This window comes from Streptomyces sp. NPDC001848 (assembly GCF_042891915.1).
In the GTDB taxonomy this organism is placed as follows: domain Bacteria; phylum Actinomycetota; class Actinomycetes; order Streptomycetales; family Streptomycetaceae; genus Streptomyces.
On record NZ_JBIATP010000023.1, the window covers coordinates 73184 to 91341 of the forward strand.

Below are 18158 nucleotides of genomic sequence, written 5' to 3' on the forward strand. Positions count from 1 at the left end.
CTTACCGGCCGCGACCTGCGGGAACCCACAGCCTGTGGACAACCGACCGCCCCACCCCCCAATCGCGTTAACATGACGAGAAATCGTCCGGTACCCAGAGCGGACTGGAACGGGAAGGCCACCGTCGAGTGAGTACAGCCAAGCAGCCAGACCCCAGGGACCGCCCCGCGCGGCTCACCGTGGGCGTGGTCGGAGCCGGCCGGGTCGGGCCCGCGCTCGCCGCGTCGCTCCAGCTCGCCGGGCACCGCCCGGTCGCCGTCTCCGGGGTCTCCGACGCCTCCAGACGGCGCGCCGAGCAGATGCTCCCGGACGTGCCGCTGGTACCGCCCTCCGAGGTGATGGGGCGCGCCGAGCTGGTCCTGCTGACCGTCCCGGACGACACCCTTCCGGGCCTCGTGGAGGGTCTCGCCGAGACCGGTGCCGTACGCCCGGGCCAGCTGCTCGTGCACACCTCCGGGCGGTACGGCACGCGCGTGCTCGACCCCGCCCTGCGCGCCGGGGCGCTGCCGCTCGCCCTGCACCCGGCGATGACCTTCACCGGCACCCCTGTGGACGTCCAGCGCCTGGCCGGGTGCTCCTTCGGGGTCACCGCGCCCGAGGAGCTGCGGCTGGCCGCCGAGGCCCTGGTGATCGAGATGGGTGGCGAGCCGGAGTGGATCGCCGAGGAGATGCGCCCGCTCTACCACGCGGCCCTCGCCCTCGGCGCCAACCACCTGGTCACCCTGGTCGCCCAGTCCATGGAGCTGCTGCGCCGGGCGGGCGTCGAGGCCCCCGACCGCATGCTCGGCCCGCTGCTCGGCGCCGCCCTGGACAACGCGCTGCGCTCCGGCGACGCGGCGCTGACCGGCCCCGTCGCGCGCGGAGACGCGGGCACGGTCGCCGCGCACGTCTCCGAGCTGCGCAGACACTCCCCGGCGGCCGTCGCCGGCTACCTGGCGATGGCCCGCGCCACCGCCGACCGGGCACTGGCCCACGGACTGCTCAAGCCGGAACTGGCCGAGGACCTGCTCGGAGTCCTCGCCGACGGCACCGAAGGGGATGCCCGATGACCACCACCCTGCTGCGCACCGCCGAGGAACTGCAGGCGCGCGCGAGGCGCGGCCGCCGCGCCGTCGTGATGACCATGGGCGCGCTGCACGAGGGCCACGCGACCCTGATCCGCACCGCGCGCAGGATCGCCGGGGGCGACGGTGAGGTCGTCGTCACCGTCTTCGTCAACCCGCTGCAGTTCGGCAAGGGTGAAGACCTCGACCGCTACCCGCGCACCCTGGACGCCGACCTGAAGATCGCCGAGCAGGCCGGCGCCGACGTGGTGTTCGCCCCGTCCGTGGACGAGGTCTACCCGGGCGGCGAGCCCCAGGTGCGGATCTCCGCCGGCCCCATGGGCGAGCGCCTGGAGGGCGCGTTCCGCCCCGGCCACTTCGACGGCATGCTCACCGTCGTCGCCAAGCTGCTCCACCTCACCCGTCCCGACGTGGCCCTGTACGGGCAGAAGGACGCCCAGCAGCTCGCCCTGATCCGCCGGATGGTGCGCGACCTGAACTTCGGTGTGGAGATCGTCGGCGTGCCCACCGTCCGCGAGGAGGACGGGCTCGCCCTCTCCAGCCGCAACCGCTACCTCTCGCCCCAGGAGCGGCACACGGCGCTCGCCCTGTCCCGCGCCCTGTTCGCGGGCCGCGACCGGCACGCCGCCCAGGAGGCGCTGCGCGCGCGTGCCCTGGAGGTGCCCGCCACGCGCGCGCGTGCCGAGGCCCTGAGCGCGATAGGCGAGTCGCGCGCCGCCGCCGACGCGCACGCGGTCGCCAAGGCCGCGCCCGGCGGTCCCGCCGCCGTCCGCGCCGCCGCGAAACTCGTCCTGGACGAGGCCGGCCAGCTGGACCCGCCGCTGGTCCTGGACTACCTGGCCCTGGTCGACCCGTCGGACTTCACCGAGGTCCCCGACGACTTCACCGGCGAGGCGATCCTCGCCGTCGCCGCCCGGGTCGGGACGACCCGGCTGATCGACAACATCCCGCTCTCCTTCGGAGCCCCCGAACCCGTCGACCCTCACGGAGCCGCCTCGTGACCGGCACAGGCATACGACTGCACGCACCCGCCCCGGGCTGGTCCATCCCCGCCGACGTCGTGGTCGTCGGCTCCGGCGTGGCCGGCCTCACCGCGGCCCTGCGCTGCGACGACGCCGGCCTGAACACGGTCGTCGTGACCAAGGCGCGCCTCGACGACGGCTCCACCCGCTGGGCGCAGGGCGGCATCGCGGCGGCCCTCGGCGAGGGCGACAGCCCGGAGCAGCACCTGGACGACACCCTGGTCGCGGGCGCGGGCCTGTGCGACGAGGAGGCCGTCCGCATCCTCGTCACCGAGGGCCCCGACGCCGTACGCCGGCTGATCTCCACCGGCGCGCACTTCGACACCGACGACGAGGGCGGCATCCAGCTCACCCGCGAGGGCGGGCACCACCGCCGCCGCATCGTGCACGCGGGCGGCGACGCGACCGGCGCCGAGGTCTCCCGGGCGCTCGTCGAGGCGGTACACGCGCGTGGCCTGCGCACGATCGAGAACGCGCTGGTCCTGGACCTGCTCACGGACGCCGACGGCCGCACCGCGGGTGTCACCCTGCACGTCATGGGCGAGGGCCGGCACGACGGCGTGGGCGCCGTGCACGCGCCCGCCGTGGTCCTCGCCACCGGCGGCATGGGCCAGGTCTTCTCCGCGACCACCAACCCGTCGGTGTCCACCGGTGACGGCGTGGCGCTCGCCCTGCGCGCCGGCGCCGAGGTCAGCGACCTGGAGTTCGTCCAGTTCCACCCGACCGTGCTGTTCCTGGGCGCGGACGCGGAGGGCCAGCAGCCCCTGGTCTCCGAGGCCGTGCGCGGTGAGGGTGCCCACCTGGTGGACGCGCACGGGGTGCGCTTCATGGTCGGTCAGCACGAGCTGTCCGAGCTGGCGCCCCGGGACATCGTCGCCAAGGGGATCACGCGGCGCATGCAGGAGCAGGACGCCGAGCACATGTTCCTCGACGCCCGGCACTTCGGCGCCGACATGTGGGAGCACCGCTTCCCGACGATCCTGGCCGCCTGCCGCGCCAACGGCATCGACCCGGTCACCGAGCCCATCCCCGTGGCCCCGGCCGCGCACTACGCCTCCGGCGGCGTCCGCACCGACTCCCACGGCCGGACCACCGTGCCGGGCCTGTACGCGTGCGGCGAGGTCGCCTGCACGGGCGTCCACGGCGCCAACCGGCTCGCCTCCAACTCCCTCCTGGAGGGCCTGGTCTACGCGGAGCGCATCGCCGCCGACATCGCGCGGGACCAGTCGGAGAACAGCCTCCACGCGCGCGTGCCGCAGCCCGTTGCGTACGCGGAGAACCCCGCGCACCCGCTGCTCGCCCCCGAGTCCCGCTTCGCCATCCAGCGGATCATGACCGAGGGCGCGGGCGTCCTGCGCTCCGCCGAATCCCTGGCCAAGGCCGCCGACCAGCTCCAGCGGCTGCACACCGAGGCCCGTGACGCCCTCGTGGAGAACGGCAAGACCGCCGAGCCCGGCGTCGACACCTGGGAGACCACCAACCTCCTGTGCGTCGCCCGGGCCCTGGTCGCCGCCGCCCTCCGGCGCGAGGAGACCCGCGGCTGCCACTGGCGCGAGGACCGGGCCGACCGCGACGACGCGAACTGGCGCCGCCACGTCGTCGTACGGCTGAATCCGGACCGATCGCTGTCCGTACGCACCACGGACACCCCAAACTTCCCCCCGACCCGCCCCGAGGCCCCGCGCCTCAGCGTCCCCAGGAGCAGTGACCGAAGTGAGTGACACCGACCTCCCCCTCGCCTCGACCGGCGGCTGCGGCGACGGCTGCGCCTGCGGCGCGGACGGCGACGAGGAATACCTGGAGTGCGGGCTCGACCCCGCGCTCGCCCAGCTCCTGGCCGACGCCGGGCTCGACCCGGTGGAGGTCGAGGACATCGCCAACGTCGCCATCCAGGAGGACCTGGACCACGGCGTGGACGTGACGACGGTCGCGACCATCCCCGAGGACGCGGTCGCCACCGGCGACTTCACGGCCCGTGAGGCGGGCGTCGTGGCGGGCCTGAGGGTCGCGGAAGCCGTGATCTCGATCGTCTGCACCGACGAGTTCGAGGTCGAGCGCCATGTGGAGGACGGCGACCGGGTGGAGGCCGGCCAGAAGCTGCTGACCGTCACCACCCGCACCCGCGACCTGCTGACCGCCGAGCGCAGCGCGCTGAACATCCTGTGCCGCCTGTCCGGCATCGCGACGGCCACGCGCGCGTGGGCGGACGCCCTGGAGGGCACCAAGACGCGCGTGCGGGACACCCGCAAGACGACGCCGGGCCTGCGCTCCCTGGAGAAGTTCGCGGTCCGCTGCGGCGGCGGCGTCAACCACCGCATGTCCCTGTCGGACGCGGCCCTGGTGAAGGACAACCACGTCGTGGCGGCCGGAGGTGTGGCCGAGGCCTTCCGGGCGGTCCGGGAGATGTTCCCGGACGTGCCGATCGAGGTCGAGGTCGACACCCTGCACCAGCTGCGTGAGGTCGTCGACGCGGGAGCGGACCTGATCCTGCTGGACAACTTCACGCCCGGCGAGTGCGAGGAGGCGGTGGCGATCGTCGGCGGCCGCGCCCTGCTGGAGGCCTCGGGCCGCCTGACCCTTCAGAACGCCAAGGCGTACGCCGACACGGGCGTCGACTTCCTGGCGGTCGGGGCGCTCACGCACTCCTCCCCGATCCTGGACATCGGCCTGGACCTGCGAGCGGCGGAGTAGGTGGAGCCACCATGCTGCTGACCATCGACGTAGGCAACACGCACACGGTCCTCGGCCTGTTCGACGGCGAGGAGATCATCGAACACTGGCGCATCTCCACCGACGCGCGCCGCACGGCCGACGAACTGGCGGTCCTCCTCCAGGGCCTGATGGGCATGCACCCGCTGCTCGGCGAAGACCTGGGCGACGGCATCGACGGCATCGCCATCTGCGCCACCGTGCCGTCCGTGCTGCACGAGCTGCGCGACGTCACCCGTCGCTACTACGGAGACGTGCCCGCCGTCCTCGTCGAGCCCGGCGTCAAGACGGGTGTGCCGATCCTGACCGACAACCCGAAGGAGGTCGGCGCGGACCGCATCATCAACGCGGTCGCCGCCGTCGATCTCTACGGCGGCCCGGCGATCGTCGTGGACTTCGGCACGGCCACGACGTTCGACGCCGTCAGCGCACGAGGGGAGTACGTCGGCGGTGTCATCGCACCCGGCATCGAGATCTCGGTGGAGGCGCTGGGCGTCAGGGGCGCGCAGCTGCGCAAGATCGAGGTGGCGCGGCCGCGCAGCGTGATCGGCAAGAACACCGTCGAGGCGATGCAGGCGGGCATCGTCTACGGCTTCGCGGGCCAGGTGGACGGTGTGGTCAGCCGCATGGCGAGAGAACTGGCGGACGACCCGGACGACGTCACGGTCATCGCGACGGGCGGCCTGGCTCCCATGGTCCTCGGCGAGTCAGCGGTGATCGACGAGCACGAACCATGGCTGACCCTGATCGGACTGCGGTTGGTCTACGAACGGAACGTCTCACGTATGGCCGGCTGAGGCACCCCTGAAAGGGGCGCGGGGCTGTGCCGTATGCGGCTCCGCCGCCTGGGCGCGACCAGCCACGACCGCGCGGCACCCGCCGTCATGGCAATGCACCCGAGGCGAAACAGGCGCACCGCGGCCCCCACCTGGGGGAACCCCACAGCGACACGGCTCCCCTAACGTGCCCCTTTTGTCCGATTAGCGGTAGCGTCCCCGCATGCCCACGCCACACGGATCCCGAGGCGCCCTGGCCTTCGGCGCGGAGGAGCTGCGCGTGCTCCGCCGCGCCCTCGCCCTCGCCCTGAACCCCCGCACCGCTTCCGCCGAGGACGTCCAGGACTGCCTCCGCCTCGCCGAGTCCGTCGACGCGGCGGTGCGCGAGGGGGACCGTCTGAGGGCCTTCCTGCTGGCCGACCTCGCCCGCTACCGCGCCGCCCTGCCCGGTGCCGCCGGCGGCTACCTCACCCTCCTCCAGGACGCCCTCCGCGCCGGCTACCGCCCGGTCCCGGACGACCTCGCCGCACTGCGGGCCCTGCGCGGCACCCCCCTGGCCGCCGTCCTGCTGGACCGCTGCCGGGCCCTCGCCGAGCCCGGCGTACGCGCGCACCTCACTCCCCGCAGGGCCGCGGTCCCCGTCTGCCGTGCGCATCTGACGGCGCTTCCCGGCGGCCGTGCGAGCGAGGAGGAGCGGCCCGAGGAGCCGGCCCGCAAACCCGAGCGGAAGCCCGAGCCCAAGCCGGAGAAGCCCGCTCCCGGCCGCGAGCCGCAGGCTCCGCGCCCGGCGCGCCGCCCGATCCCGACCCCCGGCGAGGTCTTCCCGCCGAAGCGGAAGCCGGGCCCTCCGGCCCACTCCCACGGGCGGCTCGCGGCGGGCTAGACACGGCGACTCACGGCGGGCTAGACACGGCGGCTCGCGGCCGGCCGGACCCGGCGCAATCCGGTAAGGCCCACCCGAGCGGGATCCATCGGACACCTCCTGGCTACTCTTGGGGCATGGACTACGTCTCCGCGCTCGTGCCCCCGGTCGTCATGGCCGTGTTCTTCATCGGGCTCATCCGGGTGATCGTGAAGACCCAGGGCGGTGCCAACAAGGCCAAGGAGGACGCCGCCGTCGACGCGGCCCTCGCCCACGCGGAAGGCGCCCTCCAGCAGTCCCGGGACGCCGACGCCTGACCCGGCTCCTGCGCCCCCGGAGGCCCGCCGGACGGCACTCCGTGCCTCCCCGGCGTACGACTCACGCCTTCGGTGCCTTTAGGAGCCGTACGCCCTTTTTGTTGTGGTTTGCTACGTAAACGCACGTCCCGCAAGCCATTGGCGACTTCTCCCACTATTGTGCTGAACGTGCCTCGGCCATTGGGAGAACTCGAAGACGCGGTCATGACGCGGGTGTGGAAGTGGAACCGCCCGGTGACCGTTCGAGAAGTCCTGGAAGACCTTCAGCAGGAACGGTCCATCGCCTACACCACGGTGATGACCGTTTTGGACAATCTCCATCAGAAGGGCTGGGTGCGCCGGGAAGCGGAAGGCCGGGCCTATCGATATGAGGCGGTCTCCACCCGCGCCGCCTACGCGGCCGCCCTGATGAACGACGCCTGGTCCCAGAGCGACAACCCGGCCGCCGCGCTCGTCGCCTTCTTCGGCATGATGAGCGAGGAACAGAGACAGGCACTCCGTGACGCGGTACGCATCGTCCAGGGCCCGGAGAGCGCCCAGGAGTCCCCGAGTGTCGAAACGGGCCCCGAGAACCCGGCCGGGACGCCCGAGGAGAACAACCCCGCCGCGGCGGAGGACGACACCGGGCGATAGCGTCCGCTCATGCCAGCGAAGAGCCCCGAAGCCACCGCAAAAGCCATCACTGTCCGACGGGCCAGGACGAGCGATGTCCCGGCGGTGCGCCGCCTCCTCGACTCCTACGTCCGCCGCGGCATCCTGCTCGACAAAGCGACCGTCACGCTTTACGAGGACATCCAGGAGTTCTGGGTCGCGGAACGCGACGACAACGGCGAGGTCGTGGGCTGCGGTGCGCTGCACGTGATGTGGGAGGACCTGGCGGAAGTCCGCACTCTCGCGGTGATGCCCGAGGCCAGGGGCCTGGGCGTGGGTCACCAGTTGCTGGAGAAGTTGCTGCAGACCGCTCGGTGGCTCGGCGTTCGCCGCGTTTTCTGTCTCACCTTCGAAGTCGACTTCTTCGGGAAGCACGGCTTCGTGGAGATCGGCGAGACGCCCGTGGACCGGGATGTCTACGCCGAGCTGTTGCGTTCCTATGACGAGGGCGTGGCGGAGTTCCTCGGTCTCGAACGAGTGAAACCGAACACCTTGGGCAACAGCCGGATGCTTCTGCATCTGTGATCGCCGGGCGATCACCGGGGACTATTCTGCCGCGCTTGAGCCGGACGACCTTGCCCGGGTTCCCTATGTCCGAAACGCGTATGTTTCCGGTCTCCCGGCCGCCCGTCGGTCTCTCCCGGGGGGTTTGTGTTTTTCCGGCAAAAGCGGTTTGCTTTCCGACGTACTGCAGTACTGCATATAACAGGGGACGCGAAACGGGCGGCACCGGCCGCAGACCCTCGGCCCTGAAGTTATCGATGAAAGGAAATCCGGTGGCACAGAAGGTTCAGGTCCTTCTTGTCGACGACCTCGACGGTGGCGAGGCGGACGAGACCGTCACGTTCGCACTGGACGGCAAGACGTACGAGATCGATCTCACGACCGCCAACGCCGACAAGCTGCGCAGCCTTCTCGACCCCTATGTGAAGGGCGGCCGTCGTACCGGAGGCCGTGCTTCGGGCGGGCGTGGAAAGGCGCGTGCCGCTTCCGCCGGCAGCCAGGACACCGCGCAGATCCGCGCCTGGGCGAAGGAGAACGGTTACGAGGTCAACGACCGTGGCCGTGTTCCGGCGACCATCCGCGAGGCCTACGAGAAGGCGATGGGCTGAGCGCACGCGCGCCGCAGCCGGACCCGGTGGCACTGCGTTGCCATCGTGTCGACCAGCCGCACCAGATCGGGGGCGCCCCCACCGCCCCCCACGGCCGACAGTGTCGGCAGCACCTGTTCGACCTTGCACCCCGGCTCGGGGGGCCGCAGCCAGACGGCGGCCCCCTGTGCAACGGCCCGGCTCAGGGGAAGCGGCCGGGATCCCGGGGTGCCGGCCGGACCCGGGGGCACCCGACCCGGCCCGCATCCCGGCGGCAGCGGTGCCTCCGTCTGCCCGCCCGCGCCGGTGGCCGTGAGGTCGAGGTCCAGCGCTCCCCACTCCAGCCAGTCGAGCAGCCCGGGCAGCTCCTCCGCGCTGCCCGCCGCCACCAGCAGCCGCATCCGCTCGGCGCACAGTGCGACCGGGGACGCGGGCCCCAGATGCCTGAGCGCGGCGAAACCCGCCTCGGCGGGCACCTCCAGCACGTCGAAGCGCACTCCCGTGACCAGCCGCACCGGCTCTCCGGGCGCCGTCGCCCAGCCCAGCTCGTTCTCGTACCACTGACGCACCGTGCCGCTCGTGCCGGGATCGAGCGGCCTTCGCGGAAGGGGCACCGGGTGGACCATGTGGACCATGTACGGAGCAACCGCCCAAGACGACGGAGAGTTACGCTGGGTGGCCGGGTGATTGCGCCAGGTGCCGAAGAAAAGGGGCGTACGGGGTGTTCGGCAGCGCAAGGATGTTCGCCCGTAGCGGAGGGAAACGGTGCGCGCGGCATGGACTGTCGGTGCGGACGGGTAAGACATCCCTAGTGGGAGGGGGCGTTGCGCGGGAGAGGCTGTCTCACGTTCGCCATGGGCGTACTGGCGACTGGGGTATCTGCCTGGCCTGCGGGAACATCGTCTCGCACCATCGGGTTGGAGCAGATGTCGGCGTTCGGGGTCAGGAGGCCAAGGACGGTGTCGGCAGTTGGAATGAGCGGTCCCCGCTTGCGGGACTAAGCTGCGGAAGGACAGGGAGGGGAAGTTCCCCCCACTGCCTGACCGCTCTGAGGAGCGATTAACGATGTTCGAGAGGTTCACCGACCGCGCGCGGCGGGTTGTCGTCCTGGCTCAGGAAGAAGCCCGGATGCTCAACCACAACTACATCGGCACCGAGCACATCCTCCTGGGCCTGATCCACGAGGGTGAGGGTGTCGCCGCTAAGGCCCTGGAGAGCCTCGGGATTTCGCTCGAGGCGGTCCGCCAGCAGGTGGAGGAGATCATCGGCCAGGGCCAGCAGGCCCCGTCCGGGCACATCCCCTTCACCCCCCGTGCCAAGAAGGTCCTGGAGCTGTCGCTCCGCGAGGCCCTTCAGCTGGGCCACAACTACATCGGCACGGAGCACATCCTGCTCGGCCTGATCCGCGAGGGCGAGGGCGTCGCCGCCCAGGTCCTGGTCAAGCTCGGAGCAGACCTCAACCGTGTCCGCCAGCAGGTCATCCAGCTGCTGTCGGGCTACCAGGGCAAGGAGACCGCCACCGCGGGCGGCCCGGCCGAGGGCACCCCCTCGACCTCTCTCGTCCTGGACCAGTTCGGCCGGAACCTCACCCAGGCCGCTCGTGAGTCCAAGCTCGACCCGGTCATCGGGCGCGAGAAGGAGATCGAGCGGGTCATGCAGGTGCTGTCCCGCCGTACCAAGAACAACCCGGTGCTCATCGGCGAGCCCGGCGTCGGCAAGACCGCCGTCGTCGAGGGCCTGGCGCAGGCCATCGTCAAGGGCGAGGTGCCCGAGACCCTCAAGGACAAGCACCTCTACACCCTGGACCTGGGCGCGCTGGTCGCCGGCTCCCGCTACCGCGGTGACTTCGAGGAGCGCCTGAAGAAGGTGCTCAAGGAGATCCGCACCCGCGGCGACATCATCCTGTTCATCGACGAGCTGCACACGCTGGTCGGTGCGGGTGCCGCCGAGGGCGCCATCGACGCGGCCTCCATCCTGAAGCCGATGCTGGCCCGCGGTGAGCTGCAGACGATCGGTGCGACCACGCTCGACGAGTACCGCAAGCACCTGGAGAAGGACGCGGCCCTGGAGCGCCGCTTCCAGCCCATCCAGGTCGCGGAGCCGTCCCTGCCGCACACCATCGAGATCCTCAAGGGCCTGCGCGACCGTTACGAGGCGCACCACCGCGTCTCCATCACGGACGAGGCCCTGGTCCAGGCCGCCACCCTGGCCGACCGCTACATCTCGGACCGCTTCCTGCCGGACAAGGCGATCGACCTGATCGACGAGGCCGGCTCCCGGATGCGCATCCGCCGGATGACCGCTCCGCCGGACCTCCGTGAGTTCGACGAGAAGATCGCGGCCGTCCGCCGGGACAAGGAGTCCGCGATCGACTCCCAGGACTTCGAGAAGGCGGCTTCTCTCCGCGACAAGGAGAAGCAGCTGCTCGCCGCGAAGGCCAAGCGGGAGAAGGAGTGGAAGGCCGGCGACATGGACGTCGTCGCCGAGGTCGACGGCGAGCTGATCGCCGAGGTGCTGGCCACGGCCACGGGCATCCCGGTCTTCAAGCTGACCGAGGAGGAGTCCAGCCGCCTGCTCCGCATGGAGGAGGAGCTGCACAAGCGGGTCATCGGCCAGAACGACGCCGTCAAGGCGCTGTCGAAGGCGATCCGCCGCACGCGTGCGGGTCTGAAGGACCCGAAGCGCCCGGGTGGCTCGTTCATCTTCGCCGGCCCGTCCGGCGTCGGTAAGACCGAGCTGTCCAAGGCGCTCGCCGAGTTCCTGTTCGGCGACGAGGACGCGCTGATCTCCCTCGACATGTCGGAGTTCAGCGAGAAGCACACGGTGTCGCGCCTCTTCGGTTCGCCCCCCGGCTACGTGGGCTACGAGGAGGGTGGCCAGCTGACGGAGAAGGTGCGCCGCAAGCCGTTCTCGGTCGTCCTGTTCGACGAGGTCGAGAAGGCCCACCCGGACATCTTCAACTCGCTGCTGCAGATCCTGGAGGACGGTCGCCTGACCGACTCCCAGGGCCGGGTCGTGGACTTCAAGAACACGGTCATCATCATGACGACCAACCTCGGCACCCGGGACATCTCCAAGGGCTTCAACCTCGGCTTCGCCGCCGCGGGTGACACGAAGACCAACTACGAGCGCATGAAGAACAAGGTGTCGGACGAGCTCAAGCAGCACTTCCGGCCCGAGTTCCTCAACCGCGTCGACGACGTGGTCGTCTTCCCGCAGCTGACGCAGCAGGACATCCTGCGGATCGTCGACCTGATGATCAGCAAGGTGGACGAGCGCCTGAAGGACCGGGACATGGGCATCGAGCTCGCCCAGTCCGCGAAGGAGCTGCTGGCGAAGAAGGGCTACGACCCCGTGCTGGGCGCCCGGCCGCTGCGCCGCACGATCCAGCGGGAGATCGAGGACACGCTGTCCGAGAAGATCCTCTTCGGGGAGCTGCGTCCGGGCCACATCGTGGTCGTCGACACGGAGGGCGAGGGCGACGCCCAGACGTTCACCTTCCGTGGCGAGGAGAAGTCGGCTCTGCCGGACGTTCCGCCGATCGAGCAGGCGGCCGGTGGCGCCGGGCCGAACCTGAGCAAGGACTGACCCCTGCAGGGGTGAGCCGAAGGGGCTGCCCCGGGACTTCGGTCCCGGGGCAGCCCCTTTTCTCATCCGTGGACGTCAGAGCACACCGTCCACCTTTTCGATGACCGGCGGGCACGGCAGGAGATCGAGGACGTGTTCCCGGACGTCCGCCACGTCCGGGGCGAGACGAAGGGTGAGGCTGCGCACTCCGGGAAAGAGCGTGCCGAGTCGTGAGAGGTCCTCGGTCCCGGTGACCATGTTCAGCCGCAGCCCGGTGACCCGGGGCAGGACGGGGCCGCGACGCCCGGCACGCTCCCCCAAGCTCTTCGAGCAGGGGGGACCCCCCACTCGCTGCACCGGCCGAAACCCCAAGTACGTCCAGGACGAGGGCTTCCGGTCGGCAGTCCCCCAAGCTCTTCGAGCAGGGGGTACCCCAGAGCACGCACCGGACGCCGCCCCTTGACGGGCAAACGTTGCCTGCCGCGGCACTGGTACGGCGCGGGGGCCGTATGCCCGGACCGGGGCCCGCCCGGGGCCGTCCCTACGATGCCCCGTCGCCCGAGTGGGCCTGGGTGACCAGGCCGATCGCGACCTCCAGGACCGCCTTGCGCTTGTCCTCCTGGTCGGCCTCGACCTCCTGGAGGACGAACATTCCCGCGTGCATCGTGAACAGCGCGCTGATGCAGCGGACCTGGTCGGTCAGTGAGGCGTCCGGGTCCCGGATGATGTCGCGCATCTGCAGCATGCGGTCCTTGAACTCGTTGCCGATGCTCAGCTCGCGGATCGTGGCCTGGTTCTCCTGCATGAAGCGGAAGAGCGGGGCCGCGCCGGCCAGCGCCTCGCTGTAGCGGCGCAGCACCTCCTGCTTGGTCTGGAGGGTGTGCGGCTGCGCCTTGCCCCAGGCGATCAGTTCGTCGATCGGGCGGGTCAGGTCCTCGAAGATGCTGACGAGGATCTCTTCCTTGGTCTTGAAGTGGTAGTAGAGCGCGGCCTTGGTGACGTCCAGGCGCTCGGCGATCTCTCGCAGCGAGGTCTTCTCGTAGCCCTGCTCGGCGAAGAGGTCGAGCGCCACGTCCTGGATGCGCTGACGGGTGTCCCCGCGCCGCTGCCGCTTGGTGCCGTCCATGGTGGTGCCGCCCATCCTCGTACTCCTCGCACTCCCGGAGAACCTGTGTGCAGGCCTCCTGGCCGAGCCTACGAAACTTACTTGACGCCCGGCTAGTTACGGGGCTACCTTCCCCAGTGTAGTGAACTAGCCGGGCGGCAAGTAAGTAGCCGGACGGCCGGCAGTACCAAGGGGAGTTGGGGACCATGGCGGAGAGTGCGGCACCGGCCGCTGACGGCGAGAAGAGCGAGAAACAACCTCGGAGCATACGGGTCGTCCTGCTCGCGCTCATGATCACCATGATGCTCGCCATGCTCGACAACTTGATCGTGGGCACGGCGATGCCGACCATCGTGGGCGAGCTGGGCGGCCTCGAACACCTGTCGTGGGTGGTGACCGCGTACACCCTCGCCACCGCCGCCGCCACTCCGCTGTGGGGCAAGCTGGGCGACATGTACGGGCGCAAGGGCTCGTTCATGACCTCGATCGTGATCTTCCTGGCGGGATCGGCGCTGAGCGGCATGGCCCAGAACATGGGCCAGCTCATCGGCTTCCGCGCCGTCCAGGGCCTCGGCGCCGGTGGTCTCATGGTCGGGGTGATGGCCATCATCGGTGACCTGATCCCGCCGCGGGAGCGCGGCAAGTACCAGGGCATGATGGCCGGCGTCATGGCGCTCGCGATGATCGGCGGTCCGCTGGTCGGCGGCACCATCACCGACAACTGGGGCTGGCGCTGGGCCTTCTACATCAACCTGCCGCTCGGTGTCGTGGCGCTCGTCGCCATCAGCGCCGTGCTGCACCTGCCGAAGAAGCGTTCCCAGGCCCGTGTCGACTACCTCGGGGCCGCGCTGCTGACCGTCGGCATCACCTCGATCGTGCTGGTCACCACCTGGGGCGGAAGCCAGTACGCGTGGACGTCCGCGCGGATCATGGAGCTGATCGGGATCGGTGTCGCCGCGCTCGTCGGGTTCGTGTTCTGGCAGACCAAGGCCGCCGAGCCGGTCGTTCCGCTGCACATCTTCCGCAGCCGGAACTTCTCGCTGATGTCCACGATCGGCTTCATCACCGGGTTCGTGATGTTCGGTGCGACGCTGTTCCTGCCGCTGTACCAGCAGGCCGTGCAGGGCGCGTCCGCCACCAACTCCGGGCTGCTGCTGCTGCCGATGCTCGGCGCCATGCTCGTGGTGTCGATGATCGCGGGACGGGTCACCACCAACAGCGGGCGGTACAAGGTCTTTCCATTGGCCGGCAGCGTGCTGATGATCCTGGGCCTCTTCCTGCTGTCGCGGATGGACACGGGGACCAGCCGGTTCACCTCCGGTGTGTACATGGCCGTGCTGGGCGCCGGGATGGGCTGCCTGATGCAGATCACCATGCTGGTGGCGCAGAACAGCGTGGAGATGCGGGACATGGGCGTCGCGTCGTCCTCCACCACCCTCTTCCGTACGCTCGGCTCCTCCTTCGGCGTCGCGATCATGGGCGCGCTGTTCAACAACCGGGTCCAGCACGTGATGGCCGAGCGGGCCGGTGCGCTGGGGTCGAAGATCACCGAGAAGTCGGCGTCGCTGGACGCGAAGAGCCTTCAGAAGCTGCCGGCGGTGGCGCGGGAGGCGTACCAGTACGCGGTGTCCGCGGGCACGCACTCGGCGTTCCTGCTCGGTGCGGTGGTGGCCGTGCTGGCGCTGGCGGCGGCGGTGTTCGTGAAGGAGGTCCCGCTGCGCGGGGCGGGGCCCGACAAGCAGGCCGGGGGCGCGGCTGGGGACGCCGCGGAGGTGCCGTCGGCGGTTGCAGAGGCCGTCTGACCGGCACGGGCTCGGCCCGAGGCCCCCGGGTGCGCCCGGGGGCCTTTTGCTGCGTGGGTGGGTGCGGCAGGGGCTTTCGGCTGCGTTACCGGCGGGCCATCGAGTGCCACGACGGGTGTGGTCCCTGTCCCGGAGCCCCGCCCCAAGGCCCCCTCTCCTTGTCGGTGCCGCGTGGCAGCATCGGGGGCGTGGACAAGATGCGGCAGTTGCGGCGGGCCAAGGATCTGATGGATCGGGACTGGGCCGACCCGGCGCTCGATCTCCGGGTCGTGGCCGACCGGGCCGGGTACTCGCGGTATCACTTCCTCAGGGCCTTCAAGGAGGCGTACGGCGAGACGCCCGGACAGTATCTGACGCACCGGCGCATCGAGCGCGCCCAGGACCTGCTGCGTACCGCCGATCTGTCCGTGACCGAGATCTGCCATCTGGTCGGGTTCAGCAGCCTGGGGACCTTCTCCGCGCGGTTCAAGGCAGGGACCGGGCTGACGCCCAGCGAGTACCGCGCCAAGCACGTCGGGCGCGGCGCCGCCCTCATACCCGGGTGTTACGCGATGCTCTGGGCGGGCGGATTCCCCAGGGGCGAGCAGAGCAATTCCGAAGAAGCGGGGTGAAGGGTCCGCTGCTTACCTTGGCAGCGCAGACCGCACCTCCCTCTCCTGCCAGGAGCGCACCATGATCAAGGGGCTTGCCATCACCACCGTCTGGGTCCTCGACCAGGACCGGGCCAAGGAGTTCTACACACAGAAGCTCGGTCTCGAGGTCCGTACGGACATGACCATGGGGGAGGGTGGGATGCGCTGGCTCACCGTAGGCGCCCCCGACCAGCCCGACGTCGAGCTCACGCTCATGGTGCCCGGGCCGCCGGCCATGGACCCCGAGTCCGCCGAGATGATGAAGAAGCTCATCGCCAAGGGGGCCCTCGGCGCCGGTGTGCTGGCCACCGACGACATCCACGGCGACTACAAGCGGCTCAAGGACCGTGGCGTGGAGTTCCTCCAGGAGCCGCAGGAGCGCCCGTACGGTACCGAGGCGCTCTTCCGCGACGACTCCGGCAACTGGTTCTCCTTCACCCAGCGCCGCGAGGGCGGTCTGGACTTCGACAAGGAATGGTCGTCCCAGCCCTGAGGTCAGCCGCCCGACAGCGGCAGCATCGGGAAGCTGCCCGTGTCCGTCGGGGCGTGTTCCGGCAGCCACAGCACGGCCACGGCCCCTTCGGCCGGCACATGCTCCGGTACGCCGGGCGCCCGGATGTTGCGGAACGTCAGCCGGGCGCCCAGCACCCGCGCCTGCCCCGCCGCGATCGTCAGACCCAGGCCATGGCCCTGGCCCGAGCGGTCCGAGCTGCCCGTACGGAACCGGCTCGGGCCCTCGGCCAGCAGCTCCTCGGGGAAACCGGGCCCGTGGTCCCGTATCCGGATCACCCGGCCCTCGACGGACACCTCGACGGGCGGCTTGCCGTGCCGTGCCGCGTTCGCCAGCAGATTGAACAGCACCCGCTCCAGACGGCGCGGATCCGTGGTGACCGCCGACTCGTGGATCACCCTGACCTCGACGTCCGGCTCCTTCGCGGCCACCCGCCGGGTCACGAACTCGCCCAGCATGATGTCCTGCAGCTCGGCCCGCTCGGACGCGCCGTCCAGACGGGCCACCTCCAGGACGTCCTCCACGAGCGTGCGCATGGCCTTCGCGCGGTCCAACACCAGTTCGGTGGGACGGCCCGGCGGCAGCAGCTCCGCCGCGGTGAGCAGGCCGGTGACCGGCGTACGCAGCTCGTGCGCGATGTCCGCCGTCACCCGGCGCTCCGCCTCCAGCCGCTGCTGCAACGCGTCCGCCATCGCGTCCACCGCCCGCGCCAGATCGTCCGTCTCGTCGCGTACGACACCGCCGATCGCGTCCCGTACGCGCACGTCCGTCTCGCCCTTGGCGACCCGGTTCGCCGCGGCGGCCGCCTTGCGCAGCCGGCCCGACAGCTGTCCGCCGATCAGCACGCCGAGCGCGGAGCCGCCGAGGACGACCGCGATCGAACCGATGATCAGGGCCTGGTCGAGGTCTTTGATCACCGCCACGCTGCGGTCCGTGCGGGTGTGCAGGGACAGCACCCGGCCGTCCTTGAGCGGTACGGCGGCCCAGGTGTCCGGCACCCCGTTGCGGTCCCAGGACGCGAAGGTGGCCCGCCTGCCCTGCATGACCTTCTCCAGCAGGTCCCGCGGGATGGCCGGATCGTCGATCTTGGTTCCGAAGGTCTGGGTGCGCCCGGACTCGTACATCCGCTGGGCGACCTGGATGCGCTCGTCGGCCAGGTCGCGTGCGCTGTTCAGCATGGACACCTGCGCCGCGTTGTGCACGACCAGGCTGAGGGCGATCGCGACGAGCGCCCCGACCAGGGCGATCGCCGCGCTGAGCTTCCATCTCAGGCCGGTGCGTATGGCCGCGTCCTCGGGGACGAGGCGGCCGATGATCCCCCGCATGTTCCTGTTCCCGCTCACGCCTTCAACTTGTAGCCGAAGCCGCGGACCGTCTCGATCCGGTCTTGGCCGATCTTGGTGCGCAGCCGCTGCACATGGACGTCGACGACGCGGGTGTCTCCGCCCCAGCCGTAGTCCCACACGCGCTCCAGCAGCTTGTCGCGCGACAGTACGGTGCCGGGCGCCGAGGAGAACTCGAGCAGCAGCCGCATCTCGGTCGGCGTGAGGGCCACCGGCTGCCCGGCCCGCCGGACCTCCATGCCCTCGGTGTCGACCTCCAGGTCGCCGAAGGTGAGCACCCCGTCCTGCCCGGAGGAGGTGTCCTCGGCCGCCCGGCCGGCGCCGCTCGCGTGCCCGAAGCGACGCAGCACCGCACGGATGCGCGCCACCAGCACGGCGCCGTCGAACGGCTTGGTCACGTAGTCGTCGGCGCCCGCCTCCAGGCCGAGCACCACGTCGATCGAGTCGGCACGCGCGGACAGCATGATCACCGGCACGGTCGACTCGTCACGGATGCGCCGGCACAGGCTGACCCCGTCCAGGCCGGGAACCATCACGTCCAGCAGGGCGATGTCGGGACGGCGGGCGCGGAACGCCTCCAGTCCCGACAGGCCGTCGGGCATGGCGGTCACCGCGAAGCCGTCCCGCTCCAGCGCGAGCTGGGTGGCCTCGCGGATGACGTCGTCGTCCTCGACGAACAGGACGTGTGTCTGCTCTGCCATCCGCT

At 70.7% G+C, this 18158-nt stretch carries 19 protein-coding genes; 14 read left to right on the plus strand and 5 right to left on the minus strand.

The genetic code is table 11. The features are described 5' to 3' along the window. Positions 1–128 precede the first annotated feature (128 nt). From ACFYZJ_RS34630 to ACFYZJ_RS34675, 10 genes are all read left to right on the plus strand, one after another. Positions 129–1049 carry a Rossmann-like and DUF2520 domain-containing protein gene (locus ACFYZJ_RS34630; RefSeq protein WP_388575006.1) on the plus strand — a complete coding sequence of 307 codons (921 nt, stop codon included), beginning with the start codon at positions 129–131 and terminating at the stop codon, positions 1047–1049. After that, positions 1046–2065: a pantoate--beta-alanine ligase gene (panC, locus tag ACFYZJ_RS34635; protein ID WP_388575009.1), complete on the plus strand. Its 1020-nt coding sequence runs from the start codon at positions 1046–1048 to the stop codon at positions 2063–2065. The genes ACFYZJ_RS34630 and panC overlap by 4 nt, the downstream gene beginning before the upstream one ends. After that, positions 2062–3807 (plus strand): L-aspartate oxidase, encoded by a 1746-nt coding sequence (locus tag ACFYZJ_RS34640; RefSeq protein ID WP_388575012.1) that lies wholly within the window; start codon positions 2062–2064, stop codon positions 3805–3807. The genes panC and ACFYZJ_RS34640 overlap by 4 nt, the downstream gene beginning before the upstream one ends. Next, entirely contained in the window at positions 3800–4777 is a 978-nt protein-coding gene (gene nadC, locus ACFYZJ_RS34645; protein ID WP_388575014.1) for a carboxylating nicotinate-nucleotide diphosphorylase, read from the plus strand. The genes ACFYZJ_RS34640 and nadC overlap by 8 nt, the downstream gene beginning before the upstream one ends. Positions 4778–4788: 11 nt before the next feature. Then, positions 4789–5592, plus strand: a complete 804-nt coding sequence (locus ACFYZJ_RS34650) for a type III pantothenate kinase (protein WP_388575017.1) — start codon at positions 4789–4791, stop codon at positions 5590–5592. Positions 5593–5794: 202 nt separating this feature from the next. Then, entirely contained in the window at positions 5795–6454 is a 660-nt protein-coding gene (locus ACFYZJ_RS34655) for a hypothetical protein (protein WP_388575020.1), read from the plus strand. Between the two features lie 116 nt (positions 6455–6570). Then, positions 6571–6750: a hypothetical protein gene (locus ACFYZJ_RS34660; RefSeq protein ID WP_388575022.1), complete on the plus strand. Its 180-nt coding sequence runs from the start codon at positions 6571–6573 to the stop codon at positions 6748–6750. Positions 6751–6954: 204 nt separating this feature from the next. Continuing rightward, positions 6955–7383, plus strand: coding sequence for a BlaI/MecI/CopY family transcriptional regulator (locus tag ACFYZJ_RS34665; RefSeq protein WP_388575096.1), 429 nt, complete (start codon positions 6955–6957; stop codon positions 7381–7383). Positions 7384–7392: 9 nt separating this feature from the next. After that, the gene (locus ACFYZJ_RS34670) at positions 7393–7926 is read left to right on the plus strand and encodes an amino-acid N-acetyltransferase (protein WP_388575025.1); all 534 of its coding nucleotides are present in this window, start codon (positions 7393–7395) and stop codon (positions 7924–7926) included. Between the two features lie 251 nt (positions 7927–8177). Next, the gene (locus ACFYZJ_RS34675; RefSeq protein WP_388575028.1) at positions 8178–8513 is read left to right on the plus strand and encodes an Lsr2 family protein; all 336 of its coding nucleotides are present in this window, start codon (positions 8178–8180) and stop codon (positions 8511–8513) included. Here ACFYZJ_RS34675 and ACFYZJ_RS34680 read toward each other — a convergent pair. Continuing rightward, positions 8492–9118: an SCO3374 family protein gene (locus tag ACFYZJ_RS34680; protein ID WP_388575098.1), complete on the minus strand. Its 627-nt coding sequence runs from the start codon at positions 9116–9118 to the stop codon at positions 8492–8494. The genes ACFYZJ_RS34675 and ACFYZJ_RS34680 overlap by 22 nt on opposite strands. Before the next feature lie 439 nt (positions 9119–9557). Here ACFYZJ_RS34680 and ACFYZJ_RS34685 point away from each other — a divergent pair, with 439 nt between their 5' ends. After that, the gene (locus ACFYZJ_RS34685; RefSeq protein ID WP_388575030.1) at positions 9558–12080 is read left to right on the plus strand and encodes an ATP-dependent Clp protease ATP-binding subunit; all 2523 of its coding nucleotides are present in this window, start codon (positions 9558–9560) and stop codon (positions 12078–12080) included. A gap of 75 nt (positions 12081–12155) precedes the next feature. On the opposite strand, the gene ACFYZJ_RS34690 is transcribed toward ACFYZJ_RS34685, so the two are convergent. Together ACFYZJ_RS34690 and ACFYZJ_RS34695 are read right to left on the minus strand one after the other, a co-directional pair. Then, the gene (locus ACFYZJ_RS34690; RefSeq protein ID WP_388575033.1) at positions 12156–12380 is read right to left on the minus strand and encodes a hypothetical protein; all 225 of its coding nucleotides are present in this window, start codon (positions 12378–12380) and stop codon (positions 12156–12158) included. Between the two features lie 220 nt (positions 12381–12600). Beyond that, positions 12601–13185 carry a TetR/AcrR family transcriptional regulator gene (locus ACFYZJ_RS34695; protein WP_388575101.1) on the minus strand — a complete coding sequence of 195 codons (585 nt, stop codon included), beginning with the start codon at positions 13183–13185 and terminating at the stop codon, positions 12601–12603. A 185-nt stretch (positions 13186–13370) separates the two neighbouring features. Between ACFYZJ_RS34695 and ACFYZJ_RS34700 the strand changes: the two genes are divergently transcribed. The 3 genes from ACFYZJ_RS34700 (at position 13371) to ACFYZJ_RS34710 (ending at position 16091) form a co-directional block, all read left to right on the plus strand. Then, on the plus strand, positions 13371–14966 hold the full coding sequence (locus tag ACFYZJ_RS34700; protein ID WP_388575036.1) for an MDR family MFS transporter: 1596 nt from the start codon (positions 13371–13373) through the stop codon (positions 14964–14966). Between the two features lie 197 nt (positions 14967–15163). After that, on the plus strand, positions 15164–15577 hold the full coding sequence (locus tag ACFYZJ_RS34705) for a helix-turn-helix transcriptional regulator (protein WP_388575104.1): 414 nt from the start codon (positions 15164–15166) through the stop codon (positions 15575–15577). A gap of 61 nt (positions 15578–15638) precedes the next feature. After that, the gene (locus ACFYZJ_RS34710; protein ID WP_388575037.1) at positions 15639–16091 is read left to right on the plus strand and encodes a VOC family protein; all 453 of its coding nucleotides are present in this window, start codon (positions 15639–15641) and stop codon (positions 16089–16091) included. Between the two features lie 2 nt (positions 16092–16093). Here the strand turns inward: ACFYZJ_RS34710 and cseC are convergent, their stop codons facing one another. Together cseC and cseB are read right to left on the minus strand one after the other, a co-directional pair. Then, complete coding sequence (cseC, locus tag ACFYZJ_RS34715) at positions 16094–17434, minus strand: two-component system sensor histidine kinase CseC (protein ID WP_388575107.1); 1341 nt, start codon at positions 17432–17434, stop codon at positions 16094–16096. A 14-nt stretch (positions 17435–17448) separates the two neighbouring features. Beyond that, positions 17449–18153 carry a two-component system response regulator CseB gene (gene cseB / locus ACFYZJ_RS34720; RefSeq protein ID WP_388575040.1) on the minus strand — a complete coding sequence of 235 codons (705 nt, stop codon included), beginning with the start codon at positions 18151–18153 and terminating at the stop codon, positions 17449–17451. Between the last annotated feature and the right edge of the window lie 5 nt (positions 18154–18158).